Source organism: Rurimicrobium arvi (genome assembly GCF_039540495.1).
Classification (GTDB): Bacteria; Bacteroidota; Bacteroidia; order Chitinophagales; family Chitinophagaceae; genus Rurimicrobium; species Rurimicrobium arvi.
Map to the genome: position 1 here is coordinate 113167 of NZ_BAABEZ010000002.1, position 16197 is coordinate 129363.

Here is a 16197-nt window from a genome sequence, read left to right on the forward strand (position 1 = left end):
CCGCTAAAATGAAAGTTGCAATTCTCACTATTTTACTTTGTGCTGTTGGCGCCGGTATTACACTGTCTGCACGTGCAGGCGGAAAAGACGGGCAACCCGTGATCTATGGCTTCAAAGTTGCCGGGCTTGAGGGCGGGACAATAGATTTCTCCCAGTTTAAAGGAAAGAAAATTCTGGTCGTTAATACCGCATCCGAATGTGGATATACTCCCCAATATGAAGGATTGGAGGCGCTTTACAAGGCAAATAAAGGTAAACTGGTAATTGTTGGGTTTCCGTCCAACGATTTTGGAGCGCAGGAGCCCGGAGACAACAAAACAATCGCATCCTTCTGCAAAAAGAACTATGGTGTGAGCTTCCCGATGGCATCTAAAGTAGTGGTTAAAGGTGACAAACAGGTTCCTTTATACCGCTGGCTCACGCACAAGTCGGAAAATGGATTTCAGGATTCCGAAGTAAAATGGAATTTCAATAAATACCTTATTGATGAGCAGGGTCATCTGATAGGAGTGTATCCTTCGTCCGTTACACCTCAGTCTGCGGAGCTGAAAGCAGCTATTGAAAAATAGCTGCTACTTTTCGTTCATCAGCGCTTCTTTCGCCTTCAGCAGTTCTTCCTTCTGAGCCTTGCTTATTTTGGGATAATGGATCTTGAGCGACTCAAATTCCTGAAGGATAATTTCGCTGATGGCCAGGCGTGCGCTCCATTTGTTATCCGCCGGAATCACAAACCAGGGTGCGTAATCTGTGCTGGTCTTTTGCAATAATTCTTCATATGCCTCCTGGTATTTATCCCAATACATGCGTTCTTTCAGGTCTGCAGTGGAAAATTTCCAGTTCTTCTTAGGATTGTCAATCCGTTCGATAAACCGCCGCTTCTGTTCTTCCTTACCCAGATGCAAAAAGAACTTGAGGATGATCGTGCCATTTTCCGAGATGTTCTTCTCGAAGCGGTTGATCTGTTTATAGCGTGCATTCCAGAAATCTTTATCCATATCCTCCACCGATTGCACCGCCGGCAGGTTTTCGCCGAGTACATATTCCGGGTGCACCTTGGTGACAAGCACATTTTCATAATGAGAACGGTTGAAAATACCGATCTCACCTCTTGCAGGCAGCTCTTTATAATGTCTCCAGAAATAATCGTGGTCGAGTTCTTCACTGCTGGGTACTTTAAAGCTCGAAACCCTTACTCCCTGCGGATTCAGTCCGCTCATCACATGACTTACGGCGCCGTCTTTCCCGGCTGCGTCCATTGCCTGGAATATAATGAGTATGCTGTACCTGTTATAAGCGTATAACTTGTCCTGAACAAGTGATAATTGTTCCACACTTTGCTTGAGGATAAGTTCGCTTTCGTCTTTGTTGACGCCTGCCGGATCGTAGGCTGTTTCCAGCTTCGACAATTTCACCTTTTTCCCTTCGGGTACTTTAAAGGACTGTATGTGTTTTTTAAATGCGCTGTTGGCCATAGATACCGGTCTTAATGGTTTTTAGGAACAAATTCAAAAATGAAGCAATGTCTGAGATCGTAGCTCTTGTACAGGTCCATCACGTCTTTCACCTGTTCCACATGATGGGCGCGCTGCTCTTCACTTCCTCCCGTAAATATAAGAAATGCTTCAGGTGTTTTTATATGGACGAGTGCGGGCCGGTAATCATCCTCAGCCCACCCATACAGGTAAGCACCTTTTAATGGTTCATATTTTTTTCTGTCCGGATGAATTTCGGTGTAATAGATATAGGTGTCGCGACTAGTACAATCTACATACAACTCTTTTCCGGTCACATTCTTTTTGAGCAGGAAGTCGAAGCCTATTGTAAGTTCCTGAAATAGAAACCGCTCGTAGAACAACTGCCTGAAATTGTATTCCCAGAGCATATTGAGTCCGATACAGATAAACAGGAAGCGAACGGACTGCAACTTAACTTTCAGTATTTCTGAGAAGCCATAGCCGGTAAGCAGCATCGTGAACGGCAGCATGAACAGTGCCACACGTTCGATCAGCGAAAATTGCTTTAATGCCGCTGCGATCAGTGTAATCATAATCGGCATGCACAACAGCAGGAATAAGGGTAGTGACCGGCGGATGAGCGCTACTGCGCCTGTTACCATAAATATCATGCTCAGGTAATAGGAGCGCTGGCTGTAACCGACCGTATTATGCAGGATTTCCTGTATGCGTATCCAGTTGTGACGCCATTCTTCGGCGTTGTCGGGGATTGCATAAAGGAAGTAATCGTGATGGTAATTCTGAAGATAATCGGAGTTGATCTGGGGTTTGAGGATCAGCTCATAATACACCGCGAACTGCGCAAACCAGATCAGCGCGATAGGAAGCAGTAATTTCCAGTAATCCCAGCGGCGCTGCTGCGCGCACTGCGCAAAATAATAAGCACCGACAGAGGCAAGAATGAATACCGAGGGTTGCGAGTTCCAGATCGCAATACTGCCCGCTATGGCCCAGGTAAGTAAAAACCTGCGTCTGGTAACAGTGAAGATGTTTGTCTGTAATGCGCAGTAAATAAGGGCTATGGCGGTAAATGCATCCGGGCCATACTGCTTTACTTCAGCCGAGTATTTAATAAATATCGGGGCAAAAGCCAGTAGCCCCAACGGCATCCAGGCGCCGCGTTCGGTCATCACACGGCGGGCCATTGCATAGAATACAAATAAAGCGGCAACTCCCCATATAAGCGCCGGTAAACGCATGGCATATTCAGAATAGCCAAATATCCAGGAACAGACTTCCAGCTGCCACAGGTAGAGGGGCGGAGCGTATTGTTCGTAAGAAAGTGGTTTTAACAGGCCGGGAAGACTGCGTTCATATATATTCCTCACCACATTTGCCTCATCTATAATCAGGTTCCTGTTTTGTAAAAACATGACAACCCGGAAGCAGATACCGATCAGGATAATCAGACCTGCCAGTAACAGAAAGCGATTTTTTTTCAGGTACAGAAAAATGCGATTAGACTCCATATGATGGTTCATCAGTGCGTCAAAGCTAGTGTTTATTGCGGTAAGGATCGCGCCCCTAAAGCGATACGTTTTTCTATTCGGGCCAAATGAACGTATTTTGCACAAAATTTCAGACAGCAAATGGCTTTACAGGTAGGTATTGTCGGATTACCCAACGTAGGGAAATCAACACTTTTTAATGCAGTAAGCAACAGTGCCAAGGCGCAGGCGTCGAACTATCGCTTTTGTACCATCGAACCCAACGTCGGACTTGTAGATGTGCCGGACGAAAGGCTGAAAGTGCTTACCGATCTGGTGCAGCCTCAGCGCGTGGTACCCACAACCATTGAGTTTGTGGATATCGCCGGACTCGTAAAAGGTGCCAGCAAGGGTGAAGGGTTGGGAAATAAATTCCTCGCGAATATCCGTGAAGTGGATGCTATCGTACATGTGATCCGCTGTTTTGAAGATGAAAATATCCTTCGTGAAGAAGGTGCCATCAATCCCGTAGCCGATAAAGAAATCATCGATACGGAACTGCAGCTGAAAGATCTGGAAAGTGTGGAGAAGAAGATGCAGCGGATGGAGAAAGTGGTAAAAGCCGATCCGAAAGCGAAGCCGGTGCTCGAAACGTTATCCCGTGTGAAAGCATGGCTGGAGCAAGGTAAGAACATACGCGGTATGGAACTGGAAGGCGAAGAACTCGAAGCGATCGCAGATATCTTTTTGCTGACACAAAAGCCGGTATTGTATGTTGCAAACGTGGATGAAACGGCAATTCATACCGGAAATAAATACTCAGAGGCGCTGATCGCCGCTGCCAATGCAGAGCGTTCACAGGTGATTGTAATGAACAACTCTATCGAAGCGCAGATATCTGAGATGGAAAATGAAGACGATAAAGCTTTGTTTCTGGAAGAGTACGGACTCAAAGAGCCGGGCCTGAACCGACTGATCCGCAGCGCTTATCAATTGCTGAATCTGATCACGTACTTTACTGCAGGAGTGCAGGAAGTTCGCGCGTGGACCATTCACCGGGGATGGAAAGCCCCTCAGGCGGCCTCTGTCATTCATACCGATTTCGAGAAGGGTTTTATCAAAGCGGAAACAATCGCGTATAACGATTTTGTACAATACAAAAGCGAAGCAGCTTGTCGCGAGAATGGACGCCTGCGTATTGAAGGAAAAGAATACGTGGTAGCGGACGGAGATATCCTGCACTTCCGTTTCAACGTGTAACAGACGCTTATTTTTTATGTCGGACAACAAGCTGCAGATGTTTGAGAACAGGCTTCGCAAAGTGTATAAGCACTTTGCGAAGCTTGCACGCAAGCAACAACAGTCCTGCTTCCGTTTTTACGATCATGATATGCCCGAATTCCCGTTTGTAATTGAATATTACGACGGTGCGCTGCATGCGGCAGAATATAAGAGAAGGCATGGAATGGAGGACGAAGTGCATGACGCATGGCTGGAGTCGTGCAGGGATGTGATAGCGCGTGTGACGGAAATAACGCCGGATCTTGTATTTATCAAAGTAAGACAGCGTAAAGAGGGAAAAGAAGGTCAGTATCAGAAATTCGATACCACAAAGCAGGAGCGTATCGTCTCTGAGAACGGTCTGAGCTTTATCGTAAATCTTACCGACTATCTGGACACGGGTTTGTTTCTGGATCACAGGATCACCCGTCGGATGGTTCAGGAGGAGGCAGAAGGTAAACGCGTACTGAATCTCTTTTGCTATACCGGCTCCTTCTCCGTATATGCGGCAAAGGGCGGAGCAAAGAGCGTTACGTCCGTCGACCTGTCTAAGACCTATATCAACTGGGCTAAGCGGAACATGCAATTCAATAAGTTATACCGGCCGGAAGTACATGAATTCGTTCAGGCGGATGTAATGGAAGTGATCGATGAATTACCCCGTAACAGTTTTGATCTGATCGTGTGTGATCCGCCGACATTCTCCAACAGCAAGCGAATGGACACTTCTTTCGATGTACAGCGTGATCACGTGGTGTTACTGAAAAAGCTGCTGAAAGCCTGCACGGAAGAAGGCAAAATCTATTTCAGTAATAACTACCGGGGTTTTTCTATGGACAGGGATGCGATTCCGGCCGCGGTAGTGAAAGATATAACGAGTCAGACCACTCCTTTCGATTTCCAGGGACGCCTGTTCCGGTCCTGTTTTATGATACAAAAATAAAGCGCTGCAGGGCGTATCTTTGAACGCAACATACTCAGCTATATGAATCGTCCGATTATTTCTGTTCAGAATCTTGTAAAACGTTATGGCGATTTTACCGCAGTGGACGGGATCTCATTTGAGGTGGCGCACGGAGAAATATTCGGTCTGCTCGGACCCAACGGAGCAGGTAAAACCACTACCCTCGAGATCATCGAGACATTAAGGGAGAAAACCTCCGGTACGGTGATCGTGGACGGCATTGACCTGGATAAGCATCCGAACAAAATCAAGGAAATTATCGGTGTGCAATTGCAGGCCGCAGGATATTATCCTATGCTGAGCCTGGTGCAGATCATTGATTTATTCGCCGGATTATACAACCGTTCCGTCGACCCGTATGCATTGCTCGACACCGTTAACCTGCGCGAAAAAAGTAAGAATAAGTATAAAGAATTGTCGGGCGGACAAAAGCAGCGTTTTTCCATCGCAACCACGCTCATTAACGAACCTAAGATCATCTTCCTGGATGAACCGACTACGGGGCTGGATCCGCAGGCAAGACGTAACCTGTGGGATCTGATACGGAATGTCCGCGACCGCGGCACAACCGTACTGCTCACAACCCATTACATGGATGAAGCGGAAGAGTTATGTGAAAGAGTTGCCATTGTGGATTCCGGAAAAATCGTTTCGCTGGATACCCCGGCCGGATTGATTGATAAGCTCATCGCTTCGGGTTTCGAAAGAAAGAAAGAAGTGAAGGCCGCCAGTCTGGAAGATGTGTTTATCGCCACTACCGGTAAAGAATACCGGGATAGTTAACCAATACAATTACCTAAAAAAAAAGGGCGCTGTTCGTACAGCGACCTCTTTTTTTATAAACCGAACGGATCGGATATTATTCTGCTTCCGCAACTACCTCTTTTACTTCAGGGATCATCCGTTTCATCATTCCTTCGATGCCAGACTTCAGTGTTATCATAGAGGAGGGGCATCCGGAGCAGGATCCCTGCAACATCAGTGATACCACTCCGTCATTATAGCCACGGAAACTGATTGCGCCGCCATCCATTTCAACGGCAGGCTTCACATAGTTTTCGAGTAATTCCTTGATCCGAACCACAACATCGGTATCATCCGCGCTGATGGTATTGGTTCCTTTTGATACCACAACTTCCTCCTCATTGATCACCACTTTGTCACTTTCCAGATATTCTTTCAAAAACTCGCGCACCGTAGGGATCACGTCTTCCCATTGAGTGTCATTTGTTTTAGTCAGCGTAACGAAATTGCTGGCGATAAATACACTTTTTATGAATGGGAAGGCAAATAATTCCTTTGCAAGCGGAGAGGGGCCTGCAGCAGATTCGTCCTGGAAGTCAATGCTTTTTGAGGGGTATAATAATTTATTAGCCACAAATTTCATGGTCTCCGGGTTTGGAGTCATCTCCGTGTAGATACTCACCACAGTATTTCCTGTTTTCAACATAATTCAAACTTTACGGTACAAAAATAACCAAATAAGGAACCTTTCTCAATAAAAAATAAGAATCATACAATAGAGAGTCATCAAAAAACCGAAGAAGACGTTATCACCTCTCTTTTGCTTTTTCCAGCATCGGTGAAAGATCAGGCCGGGCGATGGATGTGTGTCGGGTTGTCGAAATCAATCCGTTTTTCGGAAAGCAATTCAGATATAACCCTTATCCGATAAAAGCAGGAAAATTAAGACAATCTGCTACCTTTGCCTTACACTGAACTTTTTGATCACCCATGTTTAAGAATTTTGAGGGAAGCCTGGAAGAACAATTGCGGGCAATAGCTGCCAAACGTGTTCAACAAAACATTATTCCCGGAGAAAGTTATATACCGGTTACCGGAAAGGTGCTGGATGCCGACGATTTATTGCAAAGCGTTGATGCAAGCCTGGATGGCTGGCTGACAACCGGTCATCACGGTGAGCGGTTTGAGAAAGAATTCGCGCGCTACTTCGGTTCTAAAACCTCGTTGCTGGTCAATTCCGGCTCATCGGCAAATCTGCTGGCTTTTTATACACTTACTTCTCCTAATCTGAAAGAACGCCAGATAAAACCGGGAGACGAAGTGATCACGGTGGCCGCAGGTTTCCCCACTACCGTAAATCCAATGATTCAATACGGTTGTGTGCCGGTATTCCTGGACGTGGAAATTCCGACCTATAATATTGATACCACTTTACTGGAGGAGGCTATCACGCCCAAGACCAAAGCGATCATGGTTGCCCACGCTCTGGGAAACCCTTTCAACCTGAATAAAGTGATGGCAGTTGCCAGGAAACATAATCTATGGGTTATTGAGGACGATTGCGATTCCCTGGGCGCCGTATATGATGGCAAAAAAACCGGAACATTCGGAGACCTTGCCACCGTTTCTTTTTATCCGGCACACCATATCACGATGGGCGAGGGCGGATCTGTGCTGATCAATAATATGAAGCTCTTCCTGACGGCAAAGAGTTTTCGCGACTGGGGACGCGACTGTTTCTGTGAAACCGGATGCGACAACACGTGTAATAAACGCTTTGAATGGCAATTAGGTGACCTGCCTTATGGGTACGATCATAAGTATACCTATTCCCATATCGGCTTCAACCTTAAGGTGACGGATATGCAGGCTGCAATAGGCCTGAGTCAGTTGCAGAAAGCAGACCGTTTCGTTGCCAGGCGCCGTGAGAACCATGCTTTGCTGAACGAAAGGCTGAAACAATTCGAAGAACATTTCATCCTGCATCAGGCTACTGAAAACAGTGAACCGAGTTGGTTCGGTAATATGATCACCGTTCGTGAAGACAGCGGTATAGACCGTAATGCGCTCGTACAACATCTCGAAAAGAACAAAATCGGTACTCGCTTGTTTTTTGCCGGCAATCTTATCAAGCAACCTGCATACACCAATATTGAGAAACGTATTGTCGGCAATCTTACCAATACGGATATCATAATGAACCGCAGTTTCTGGCTGGGCGTATGGCCCGGACTGAATGCGGATCACTATGATTACATCACGGATGTAATTGGTAAATTCATCAAGCGATAGGCATGGCAAATCCATTAGTCAGTATCTGTATACCTTCCTATAATCGGGCAGACCTGATCGAAGAAACTATCGCCAGTGCCTTAGCTCAGACGTACACAAATATTGAGGTTATTGTAAACGATAACTGCAGTACCGATAGCTCCTGGCAATTATTGCAGGAACTGGCAGCAAAGGATGCCCGGCTTCGTATTTTTCAGAATGAAAGCAACCTGGGAGCGGTCCGTAACTGGCAATCTGTGATGAAGCATGCTCAGGGACAGTACGCGCTTATCTTGTGGTCTGACGATCTGGTCAAAGAAACATTTGTCGAGGCGACGCTTGCAGCATTTACCGACGATGTTGCTTTCGTCATGACAGGTGTTCAGGAATTCGACGGCACCGGGGTATATTATTCCAGTGACTACCGGATGTCCGGTCTGGTTTCGGTGAATGCCTACCTGCAAGAAGTTTTGTTCAAGAATAAGAACCGATTACCGGTTTCTCCTTCCTGTGCCCTGTTTCGGACTGCGGATCTGAAAAAAAATATTCATGCGCAGTTGCCTAATTCGGACGGAATCGATTTCAACAAGACCGGCGCCGGCCCTGACCTGCTAACTTTCCTGTTGGCAGCGAAGGACTATCCAGACATATATATTATACCGGAGCATCTGGCACTGTTCAGAAGCCACGCCAGTTCCATTACCGTGATGGCCAGCCAGCAGTCGGGACTGAAACTGCACTACGACTGGGCCAAGTTCTTTTTTGTGCGCGGGTATCTTCCGGAGATGTTACCGAAGTTTAAGGCAATTACCAAAATCCGCTACATACTTCATAAGCGTATTCATGCCAATATGCTGCGGGATATGCGTACGACCCGAACAGATTATTTTTTTATGCTGCGCTTGTTTTTTCAATAACTCAATATGTCCAGGATACTGCTCACCGGTGCAACAGGATTTCTCGGAGCCAATCTTCTGAAAAGACTGGTTACAGAGCATGATGTCGCTATATTATCGAGAGAAGTATCGTCTTTCTCAAGGATCAGCAACCTTAGTTCTCAAATAAAAAACTATCGTATTGAATCAAATAGTATCGATTCAATTGTGGAGTCCTTCCGGCCGGAAGTGATCATCCATTGCGCAACGGACTATGGCCGTAAAGCCGTTCCGCCAATGCAAATTGTGGAGGCGAATCTGATTCTGCCTTTAAAACTTATTCATGCTGCGGGGCAGTTCGGTGTTAAGAAGTTTATCAATACTGATACGTTTCTGGATAAAGGCGTTAGTCATTACAGTTTGTCGAAGCGGCAATTTCTGGAGTGGTTTAAAACCTACGCTGATCGTATGGTTTGTGTGAACATGGTTTTAGAACACTTTTACGGTCCATACGACGATAAAACTAAATTTGTCTCTTTTGTTATCAATGAGTTGCTTTGTGGAAAGGAAAGAATTCCGCTTACTCCCGGAACTCAAAAGCGCAACTTTATCTTTATCGACGATGTTGTTGAGGCTTTTATGACTGTACTCGATTTTCCCTTCGGTCAGGACAGCGGTTTTAAGGAGTTTTTCATCGCTTCCGAACAAACGATTACAATCCGCAATCTGGTCGAACATTTGAAACATCTTTGCAAAAACACAAACACCCTGCTCGACTTTGGTGCCCTGCCGTTCCGTCCCAATGAGATTATGGACTCCAGTGTGGATATCTCGGCTATCAAAGCACTTGGATGGAAACCTGCGGTGACACTGGAGGAGGGGCTCAGATATACTGTTGAAAGCGAACTTAGCGACATTAAAACATGAAGAAAGTACTGATTTCCGGCGGCTGCGGTTTTTTAGGCAGCAATATCGCCTACTTTATTAAAGATGCAGGTTACGAGGTATCTGTAATTGACAATCTGAGCAGATATGGAAGTGCAGAAAACCTGAAGTGGTTGCAATCGGGTATGTCGCTCAGATTTTTCAACGGGGACGTACGGGATGCGGAAACGGTTGCTTCCGTAATACGGGAAGTAATGCCTGACGTTGTTTTTCATTTGGCGGGTCAGGTGGCCATGACTACATCCTTGGCTAACCCGAGGCTGGATTTTGAAATCAATGCATTGGGAACATTAAATATGCTGGAGGCGCTCCGTGTTTATAAGCCCGACGCCGCAATTATTTATTCCTCTACCAACAAAGTGTACGGGGATCTGGAACAGTATACATTTGAAGAACAGGCTTTACGATATCGGGTTCCTGAAAAGCCTGATGGTTTTGATGAACAGGAGCGGCTGAATTTTCACTCTCCCTACGGTTGCTCAAAAGGGTGTGCAGACCAGTATATCCTCGATTTTTCCCGGTTGTATGGAATTAAGGGCATTGTCTTCCGGCACTCTACAATATATGGGGGACGGCAGTTTGCGACATTTGATCAGGGCTGGATTGGCTGGTTTTGTCAACAGGCTGTCGCCATTAAAGCAGATCCGGACAGGAAACCTTTTACTATTGCCGGTAACGGAAAGCAGGTTCGCGATGTATTACACGCAGAAGATGCTGTGAGATTGTATACTTCCTGCATTGAATTGGCTGATACGCTCAAAGGGGAGGTTTTCAATGTGGGAGGTGGAGTAGAAAACAGTCTTTCCCTCCTGGAATTGTTTTCAATGTTGGAAAGAGAATTGTCTATTCAGATGAAATACGAGCAACTTCCGCCGCGGGAGAGCGACCAAAAGCTATTCATTGCGGATATCTCGAAGGTAAAGCAAATGGTTGGATGGGCGCCGAAAATAGATTGCCTCACCGGCGTCCGCAAAATGCTGCTGTGGTCGTCGGAACTGTCAGGCAACTAGACGTTTTCCAGTTTCAGCCGTACTTTTATCTTGTATAGAAATTTCCCGAATGAGGATTGAAGCAACCCTGATAGAAAAAGGATGCGCATCTTCCAGAGGTAGTGTTTTAAGGAGAAGCCAATGTGTTTTTTTATCGACTGGCTATTCTCGTCCAGGCCTTTTCTGACATTTAGAACGCTGGCTCCGCCCGGTGCAAAGACAACCATCACAGAATCCAGAAATGCGAATTTCTCGTTGCGGATCCTGACCAGAAAATCGAAGTCCATTCCCACTTTCAGGTTGATGTCATATAATCCATATGTATCATATAGCTTTCGCTTTACAAACATGGTCTGATGGCAAATTGCGCGCATGCCTCTGTAGATTAAGTCCGGATTATGTGGCTTGCCCAGCGTTACCCAGATTCCCCCGCGCTGAAATCTGTATTTGGCATGTGTCCATGTCAATTCGGGATCCTTTTCGAAAGCACGCAATACCTCAGCCGTTACCCCTGAGTTTGCAAAGGTATCCGCACTATTCAATAAAACGATAATATCACCCGAAGAGGCAAGTATGCCCTTGTTAAAGGCATCGGCAATTCCTTTGTCCCGTTCATGAATGAATTTCCGGTAATGTGGTTGGGGGGAATTATTCGCCCATAATTCAATATCTTTTGTCGTGGAACCGTTTACTATAATATGCTCAAAAGGTGTAGACTCCTGGATATCCACCGAACTGCACGTACTCTTCAAATCCTCCGGATTGTTGAAGCAGATGGTTATCACCGATATTTTCTGTTGAGCAGACATTAGATTTTTAATTTATACTCGGTTTCCCGGTAAATATCAAACTGTGGCGGGTGCAATTTTACGGCTTTTTCCCGTTTCCGTCAAATCAATTAAACCACGTAAAAGGACTGTCTTCAGGCCAATACAACAATGAGTGGTGCTGCTCATGAAGTGTAAGCAGTTCTTCTTAAATGATTATAAAGGTTAAAAATCAGGTCGGCTGCTTTATAGCGATATGGGATTATATTCGGCCAAAAATCAGATTTGTGGGCCAGGCCTGTTTTATCCGGTAAGACGAGAAAGGGAGACCGGAAAAAGAATCAAAAAACAATTACTAAATTTGACCTTGCTGGCTAAAACTTAGCTTGTAAATATGTGATTTACAATAGTTACAGGCTCCGATTGAAGAACGACGGAGGTCGGATTCCGCTAATAGCAAAATCCGAATTCCTAAAGGATTCATTATATTGAATTATGAGCAAAATTAAATGACAATGGAAACAAAAAGCACCCTTTTAAATGGCCTTCCGATACCCAAAGTATCGGTCATTGTCCCTGTTTATAATTCTGAACAATTTATCAATAAATGTGTAGACTCGTTACTCAACCAGACTTTGTCGGAGATTGAAATTATTCTGGTTGATGATGCTTCAACAGACAATAGTTTAGAAATTATAAAAACTTACGAAAGAGCATATCCTGATAAAATTCGTGTACTTCATTTGTCGGTAAACCAACGACAGGGCGGTGCAAGAAATAACGGAATTAAAATTGCTACAGGAGAATATTTAGGATTTGTCGATAGCGATGATTGGGCTGAGGCAACGATGTACGAAGATCTGTATAATGAAGCCAGGAAGGCGGATAGTGATATTTGCTATTGTATGCGCCAGCAGGTTTTTGAAAATGGCAGCATTACTTCAGATAGTACCACATACTTTCTTCCGACGGGTGCTATTTCAGAAAAGAGTCGCAAAGAAATGCTCGTTAATCACGTTACTTTTATACAACGCTATATCTATAAACGTTCGCTTTTCAGAGAAAATAATATCCTGTTTCCAATAAAATTAAGGTATGAGGATATGATGATCGACCCCTTGATAATCCCGTATGTAAATCATATCGCTGCAGTAAAAAAGCCACTGTTTAATTATTTTATTCGTTCAAACTCGACAACGACTGAAGTTACCGATACAAAATACCTTGATAAAGTAGCTGTCTGTCAAATGATTATTGATGAATATAAGCAACGTGGGCTTTACGAAAGATACAAGGACGAGGTAGACTATCTATATTTTCGCAAAGGGTATGTTCACGCGGCATTGAATTATATAATCAATTCTTCAGCTCCCGGCAATAAAGTATTATCGGCATTAAAAAATGATCTCCTGAAAGTTGATCCTCATTACCGGGGGAATCCTTATTACAGAAGTAAAAAGACATTTATGGTAATTGATCGGATACTTGATAATTTTCTGCTGACGAAGTTATTGAAAGGTGTACTAAAAATAACAAAGTTCAATATATAGCAGGCTGGTACAGTGATATTTTATTCGAAGAGTTCGAAGAGTTCTTTCGGTCTCAGCTTGTCCAGCCACTGAAAGCGGCTCAGCCGCATGGTGCGCAGGTCTACTTTAGGGAGCGGTGATAATTTGCCGTCCACTTCCTGGATCTGAAAAATACGGTCAATTTCCCCTTTCGAGAAATAAACTTTCATGCGTTCGCTTTTTGATTGGCTCACGCCGATATATGCGCCCGCATCGTCTGTGACGTAGTAAATACACTCGGCATCGGGACGGACCATCGCAAAATCCAATTCATTATTTACCAGGTAAGCTGTAAGGGTCCGGCCCTGTATCTGGTTGAAAATGTCTGCTTTTTCGGGACCGCTTCTGGAAACGACAAGCGCATCATTCGGCACAACGATTTTGGAAATCTTACCGCTGTCGATAAACGCCTTGATCGTGTCGCCTGTTACCTGGCTCTTGCGGCTCCATACAATGGGCGACTGCATCATCAGGATCAGAGAGTCTTTCCCGGTAAAGCAAATACTGTCGCATCGTCCCTGAAGTGAATCCGAAAATATTTTTACATGGTGGAATCCCGAGTAATATTTCGGACTGGTAGTATCCGGTATACGAATGATCTGAAATTGCTCACGCGGAACGGTTTGCTTTCTGCGTTTTTTCCCGGTGTCTGTCGCAGCGGTTGCCGAGTCCGACGGAGCAACCGCAATACGCTCTTCGCGGAATACCAGGTGTGCTGAATAAAAAGTATCCGCACGGACAAACATACTGTCCGATTCACTCTTCTTGCGCATCACGGGTTTATCTACCGCCAGCAACGTTTTCAGTTTATCATTGCCAAAGGCCCTTCCGCAGAACAGCGTAGCTTTTTCCGTTGTATCATGAATAATCACTTTACCGTAAGCTTCGCCTATGCCCGTCTGCTTATTGTAATGAAGTGAGTCGCCCTCAATGTATTGTTCTTCGTTCTGTATGGAAGATCTTGTATAAAAGTTGGCGATCTCCAGTTTGGAGTCGTATGTGCCCGAGCTTGTATGCAGAATAGAACGTTCATTGTACACGACGCTCGTGTCGAAAAAACGCATCATCTTCGAGTCCGTATTGTAGCCCAGGTCCCGGCTTTCAATATTGTAGGAAGTGTCGGTCACGAGTACCTCTTCTGTAAACCGGGCTTCTTTTGTCTGGGCGTTATAGGTGCCGAGCGTACTGGAAACGGTGGTGGAGCCGCTTTGAAGGGTACCTCCCTGGTAGTAGTTGCCGATTTTGGTATTCAGGTTGTAATCAAGTTCTTCCGTCCAGAGGTTATCGTCCGCATTTTTGAGCGCAACGTTTCCCCGCATATATGCTTTCTTGGTATTGCCGGTATAGCTCAGGTAATCGCTTTCGGCTGTCGTGCCGTTTTGCTGCACGATTTTAATATTTCCGAAAGCCTCCATGCTATTCTGCTGCTGGTTCAGGTAGGCGGTATCGCAATACATGATGTCGGTGCCATGCTGGAAGATCACATGGTCGGAAAACTTAAACAGCGTAATGCCGTCTTTCGTAATAGATTCTCCCTGCCCGTTGTCGAGAATGTTGATCGGCAGGCGCTTATTTTTTTCCTGTCCGGCAGACTGTGCGTATAATGCAAAAGCGTTCCATTGCAGTAACAACAGAACGACGAATGCGCGGCTATAAAACAGGAGCAGCTGTGATGTCTTCAAAATAGCTTATGGATTGTCTTTCGGAGCTCTTCCGAACAGGCGGATATTGATGTAACGGCTCGGATGTTTTTTCAGATCGTCGAGTAATTTGTCCAGGCTTGTAAGGCTGGAGGAAAGATTGTTGTACAGTTGCTTGTCGTTGGCCATCATACCCAGAGAGCCTTCGCCCCGGTTGATCTTACCCATAAGGATCTGGGTTTCGTTCAGTGTCTGCTCGAGTTTGTTTACCATCTGATCCAGCTCCGCTTTACTCAGCTTATCGGTTGTGCTGCGCAGATTGGTCATGATGCCGTCAATGTTATCGCTGTTTCTGGCAATGTTGGCGGTGATGCTGTTCGCATTACGGATAACGCCGGCGAGTTGTGCACTTTCCCTATTCAGGCTTGCCGAAAGCGAAGCGAAATTTCTCATGGTTGTCTCCAGAGAGGCCATACTCTGGTGCAGGTTCTGCTGCGTTTCAGCATCCAGCACCGTCTGTATTGCGAGCATTACCGAATCGAGGCGTAAGATCACTTGGCCCGCATTGGTCATAATCGGGTCCAATTGACCGGTGATTTTATCGATTGGTCCCGGGATGATTTTTGTAGGAATTTCTGCTTCTGCGTTCAGGATAGTGCTGCTGTTGCCAAGCTCCAGTTTCAGGGATTTTGCACTCATCAGATCGGGAGAAAAGATAGCGGCTACCGTTCCCTGGGGAAGCTGTACCTTTTTGCTCACGCCTATTTCCACTTTCACCTTGTCGTTACCCTGCAGGATGATACGGGTCACGTTTCCCACTACTTTTCCTTTCACCTGCACAGTAGAGGATTCTGCCAGTCCTTCCACGTTGTCGAAATAGCAATAATATTTTTTTTCAGACGAGAACAGGTTGAAGCCCTTCAGGTAATAAGTACCCACTGCAATGACCGCTATCGAAATAGCCACCATTAATCCCGTTTTTGCTTCTTTCGATAATGCCATATGAGGGTTGTTTTGGTAGATGAATTTTTTATCAGTTGTTGATGCAACCGGCTCCGCAAAAATAGCAAAAAGAAGTCCAAACGAAGGGTGTCCTGTTATCTTAAAAAAACAATAAAGGAAAGCGCTGTGGCTGTAGCCGGTTATACTTTTGTTCCGGAGAGCCGGACCTGCTTCCAGGTCTTCTCTCTTTCCTCTAACCAAAAACTGACG

At 45.4% G+C, this 16197-nt stretch carries 15 protein-coding genes; 9 read left to right on the plus strand and 6 right to left on the minus strand.

The features are described 5' to 3' along the window. The first annotated feature begins 8 nt into the window (after window positions 1-8). Window positions 9-569 carry a glutathione peroxidase gene (locus tag ABD846_RS02080; protein ID WP_344822169.1) on the plus strand — a complete coding sequence of 187 codons (561 nt, stop codon included), beginning with the start codon at window positions 9-11 and terminating at the stop codon, window positions 567-569. A 3-nt stretch (window positions 570-572) separates the two neighbouring features. Here ABD846_RS02080 and ABD846_RS02085 read toward each other — a convergent pair whose 3' ends face one another. Both ABD846_RS02085 and ABD846_RS02090 read right to left on the minus strand, forming a co-directional pair. After that, the gene (locus tag ABD846_RS02085) at window positions 573-1472 is read right to left on the minus strand and encodes a polyphosphate kinase 2 family protein (protein ID WP_344822170.1); all 900 of its coding nucleotides are present in this window, start codon (window positions 1470-1472) and stop codon (window positions 573-575) included. 11 nt (window positions 1473-1483) lie between these two features. Beyond that, window positions 1484-2983 carry a glycosyltransferase family 39 protein gene (locus tag ABD846_RS02090; protein ID WP_344822172.1) on the minus strand — a complete coding sequence of 500 codons (1500 nt, stop codon included), beginning with the start codon at window positions 2981-2983 and terminating at the stop codon, window positions 1484-1486. A gap of 120 nt (window positions 2984-3103) precedes the next feature. On the opposite strand from ABD846_RS02090, the gene ychF reads away from it, so the two are divergent. Genes ychF through ABD846_RS02105 form a run of 3 tightly spaced genes read left to right on the plus strand, consistent with a single transcriptional unit; the run spans window position 3104 to window position 5969 of the window. Beyond that, window positions 3104-4201 carry a redox-regulated ATPase YchF gene (gene ychF, locus ABD846_RS02095; RefSeq protein ID WP_344822173.1) on the plus strand — a complete coding sequence of 366 codons (1098 nt, stop codon included), beginning with the start codon at window positions 3104-3106 and terminating at the stop codon, window positions 4199-4201. A 16-nt stretch (window positions 4202-4217) separates the two neighbouring features. Beyond that, window positions 4218-5165 carry a class I SAM-dependent methyltransferase gene (locus ABD846_RS02100; RefSeq protein WP_344822174.1) on the plus strand — a complete coding sequence of 316 codons (948 nt, stop codon included), beginning with the start codon at window positions 4218-4220 and terminating at the stop codon, window positions 5163-5165. A gap of 42 nt (window positions 5166-5207) precedes the next feature. After that, window positions 5208-5969, plus strand: a complete 762-nt coding sequence (locus ABD846_RS02105) for an ABC transporter ATP-binding protein (protein ID WP_344822176.1) — start codon at window positions 5208-5210, stop codon at window positions 5967-5969. A 76-nt stretch (window positions 5970-6045) separates the two neighbouring features. Here ABD846_RS02105 and ABD846_RS02110 read toward each other — a convergent pair whose 3' ends face one another. Continuing rightward, window positions 6046-6636: a NifU family protein gene (locus ABD846_RS02110; RefSeq protein WP_344822178.1), complete on the minus strand. Its 591-nt coding sequence runs from the start codon at window positions 6634-6636 to the stop codon at window positions 6046-6048. A gap of 284 nt (window positions 6637-6920) precedes the next feature. Here ABD846_RS02110 and rfbH point away from each other — a divergent pair, with 284 nt between their 5' ends. The 4 genes from rfbH to ABD846_RS02130 are packed head-to-tail and all read left to right on the plus strand — an operon-like array spanning window position 6921 to window position 11031. Further along, complete coding sequence (rfbH, locus tag ABD846_RS02115) at window positions 6921-8222, plus strand: lipopolysaccharide biosynthesis protein RfbH (protein WP_344822180.1); 1302 nt, start codon at window positions 6921-6923, stop codon at window positions 8220-8222. 2 nt (window positions 8223-8224) lie between these two features. Further along, a complete protein-coding gene (locus tag ABD846_RS02120; protein WP_344822182.1) occupies window positions 8225-9118 on the plus strand; it encodes a glycosyltransferase family 2 protein in 894 nt (297 codons plus the stop codon). 6 nt (window positions 9119-9124) lie between these two features. Continuing rightward, complete coding sequence (locus ABD846_RS02125; protein WP_344822183.1) at window positions 9125-10003, plus strand: NAD-dependent epimerase/dehydratase family protein; 879 nt, start codon at window positions 9125-9127, stop codon at window positions 10001-10003. Then, complete coding sequence (locus tag ABD846_RS02130; RefSeq protein ID WP_344822185.1) at window positions 10000-11031, plus strand: GDP-mannose 4,6-dehydratase; 1032 nt, start codon at window positions 10000-10002, stop codon at window positions 11029-11031. Before ABD846_RS02125 ends, ABD846_RS02130 begins: the two co-directional genes overlap by 4 nt. On the opposite strand, the gene ABD846_RS02135 is transcribed toward ABD846_RS02130, so the two are convergent. Next, window positions 11028-11819 carry a glycosyltransferase gene (locus tag ABD846_RS02135; protein ID WP_344822187.1) on the minus strand — a complete coding sequence of 264 codons (792 nt, stop codon included), beginning with the start codon at window positions 11817-11819 and terminating at the stop codon, window positions 11028-11030. The two genes, ABD846_RS02130 and ABD846_RS02135, sit on opposite strands and share 4 nt — an antisense overlap. 473 nt (window positions 11820-12292) lie before the next feature. On the opposite strand from ABD846_RS02135, the gene ABD846_RS02140 reads away from it, so the two are divergent. Beyond that, on the plus strand, window positions 12293-13327 hold the full coding sequence (locus ABD846_RS02140; protein WP_344822189.1) for a glycosyltransferase: 1035 nt from the start codon (window positions 12293-12295) through the stop codon (window positions 13325-13327). A gap of 20 nt (window positions 13328-13347) precedes the next feature. On the opposite strand, the gene ABD846_RS02145 is transcribed toward ABD846_RS02140, so the two are convergent. Then, entirely contained in the window at window positions 13348-15027 is a 1680-nt protein-coding gene (locus tag ABD846_RS02145) for an OstA-like protein (protein WP_344822190.1), read from the minus strand. 6 nt (window positions 15028-15033) lie between these two features. Beyond that, entirely contained in the window at window positions 15034-15987 is a 954-nt protein-coding gene (locus tag ABD846_RS02150) for an MlaD family protein (RefSeq protein ID WP_344822191.1), read from the minus strand. Between the last annotated feature and the right edge of the window lie 210 nt (window positions 15988-16197).

What these genes read in the sequence shown, in the direction of transcription:
- ABD846_RS02090 (WP_344822172.1), bottom strand. Translation starts at nt 2,983, where the DNA reads ATGGAGTCTAATCGCATTTTTCTGTACCTGAAAAAAAATCGCTTTCTG.
- ABD846_RS02135 (WP_344822187.1), bottom strand. Translation starts at nt 11,819, where the DNA reads ATGTCTGCTCAACAGAAAATATCGGTGATAACCATCTGCTTCAACAAT.
- ABD846_RS02130 (WP_344822185.1), top strand. Translation starts at nt 10,000, where the DNA reads ATGAAGAAAGTACTGATTTCCGGCGGCTGCGGTTTTTTAGGCAGCAAT.
- ABD846_RS02120 (WP_344822182.1), top strand. Translation starts at nt 8,225, where the DNA reads ATGGCAAATCCATTAGTCAGTATCTGTATACCTTCCTATAATCGGGCA.
- ABD846_RS02105 (WP_344822176.1), top strand. Translation starts at nt 5,208, where the DNA reads ATGAATCGTCCGATTATTTCTGTTCAGAATCTTGTAAAACGTTATGGC.
- rfbH (WP_344822180.1), top strand. Translation starts at nt 6,921, where the DNA reads ATGTTTAAGAATTTTGAGGGAAGCCTGGAAGAACAATTGCGGGCAATA.
- ABD846_RS02125 (WP_344822183.1), top strand. Translation starts at nt 9,125, where the DNA reads ATGTCCAGGATACTGCTCACCGGTGCAACAGGATTTCTCGGAGCCAAT.
- ychF (WP_344822173.1), top strand. Translation starts at nt 3,104, where the DNA reads ATGGCTTTACAGGTAGGTATTGTCGGATTACCCAACGTAGGGAAATCA.
- ABD846_RS02110 (WP_344822178.1), bottom strand. Translation starts at nt 6,636, where the DNA reads ATGTTGAAAACAGGAAATACTGTGGTGAGTATCTACACGGAGATGACT.
- ABD846_RS02140 (WP_344822189.1), top strand. Translation starts at nt 12,293, where the DNA reads ATGGAAACAAAAAGCACCCTTTTAAATGGCCTTCCGATACCCAAAGTA.
- ABD846_RS02100 (WP_344822174.1), top strand. Translation starts at nt 4,218, where the DNA reads ATGTCGGACAACAAGCTGCAGATGTTTGAGAACAGGCTTCGCAAAGTG.
- ABD846_RS02150 (WP_344822191.1), bottom strand. Translation starts at nt 15,987, where the DNA reads ATGGCATTATCGAAAGAAGCAAAAACGGGATTAATGGTGGCTATTTCG.
- ABD846_RS02080 (WP_344822169.1), top strand. Translation starts at nt 9, where the DNA reads ATGAAAGTTGCAATTCTCACTATTTTACTTTGTGCTGTTGGCGCCGGT.
- ABD846_RS02085 (WP_344822170.1), bottom strand. Translation starts at nt 1,472, where the DNA reads ATGGCCAACAGCGCATTTAAAAAACACATACAGTCCTTTAAAGTACCC.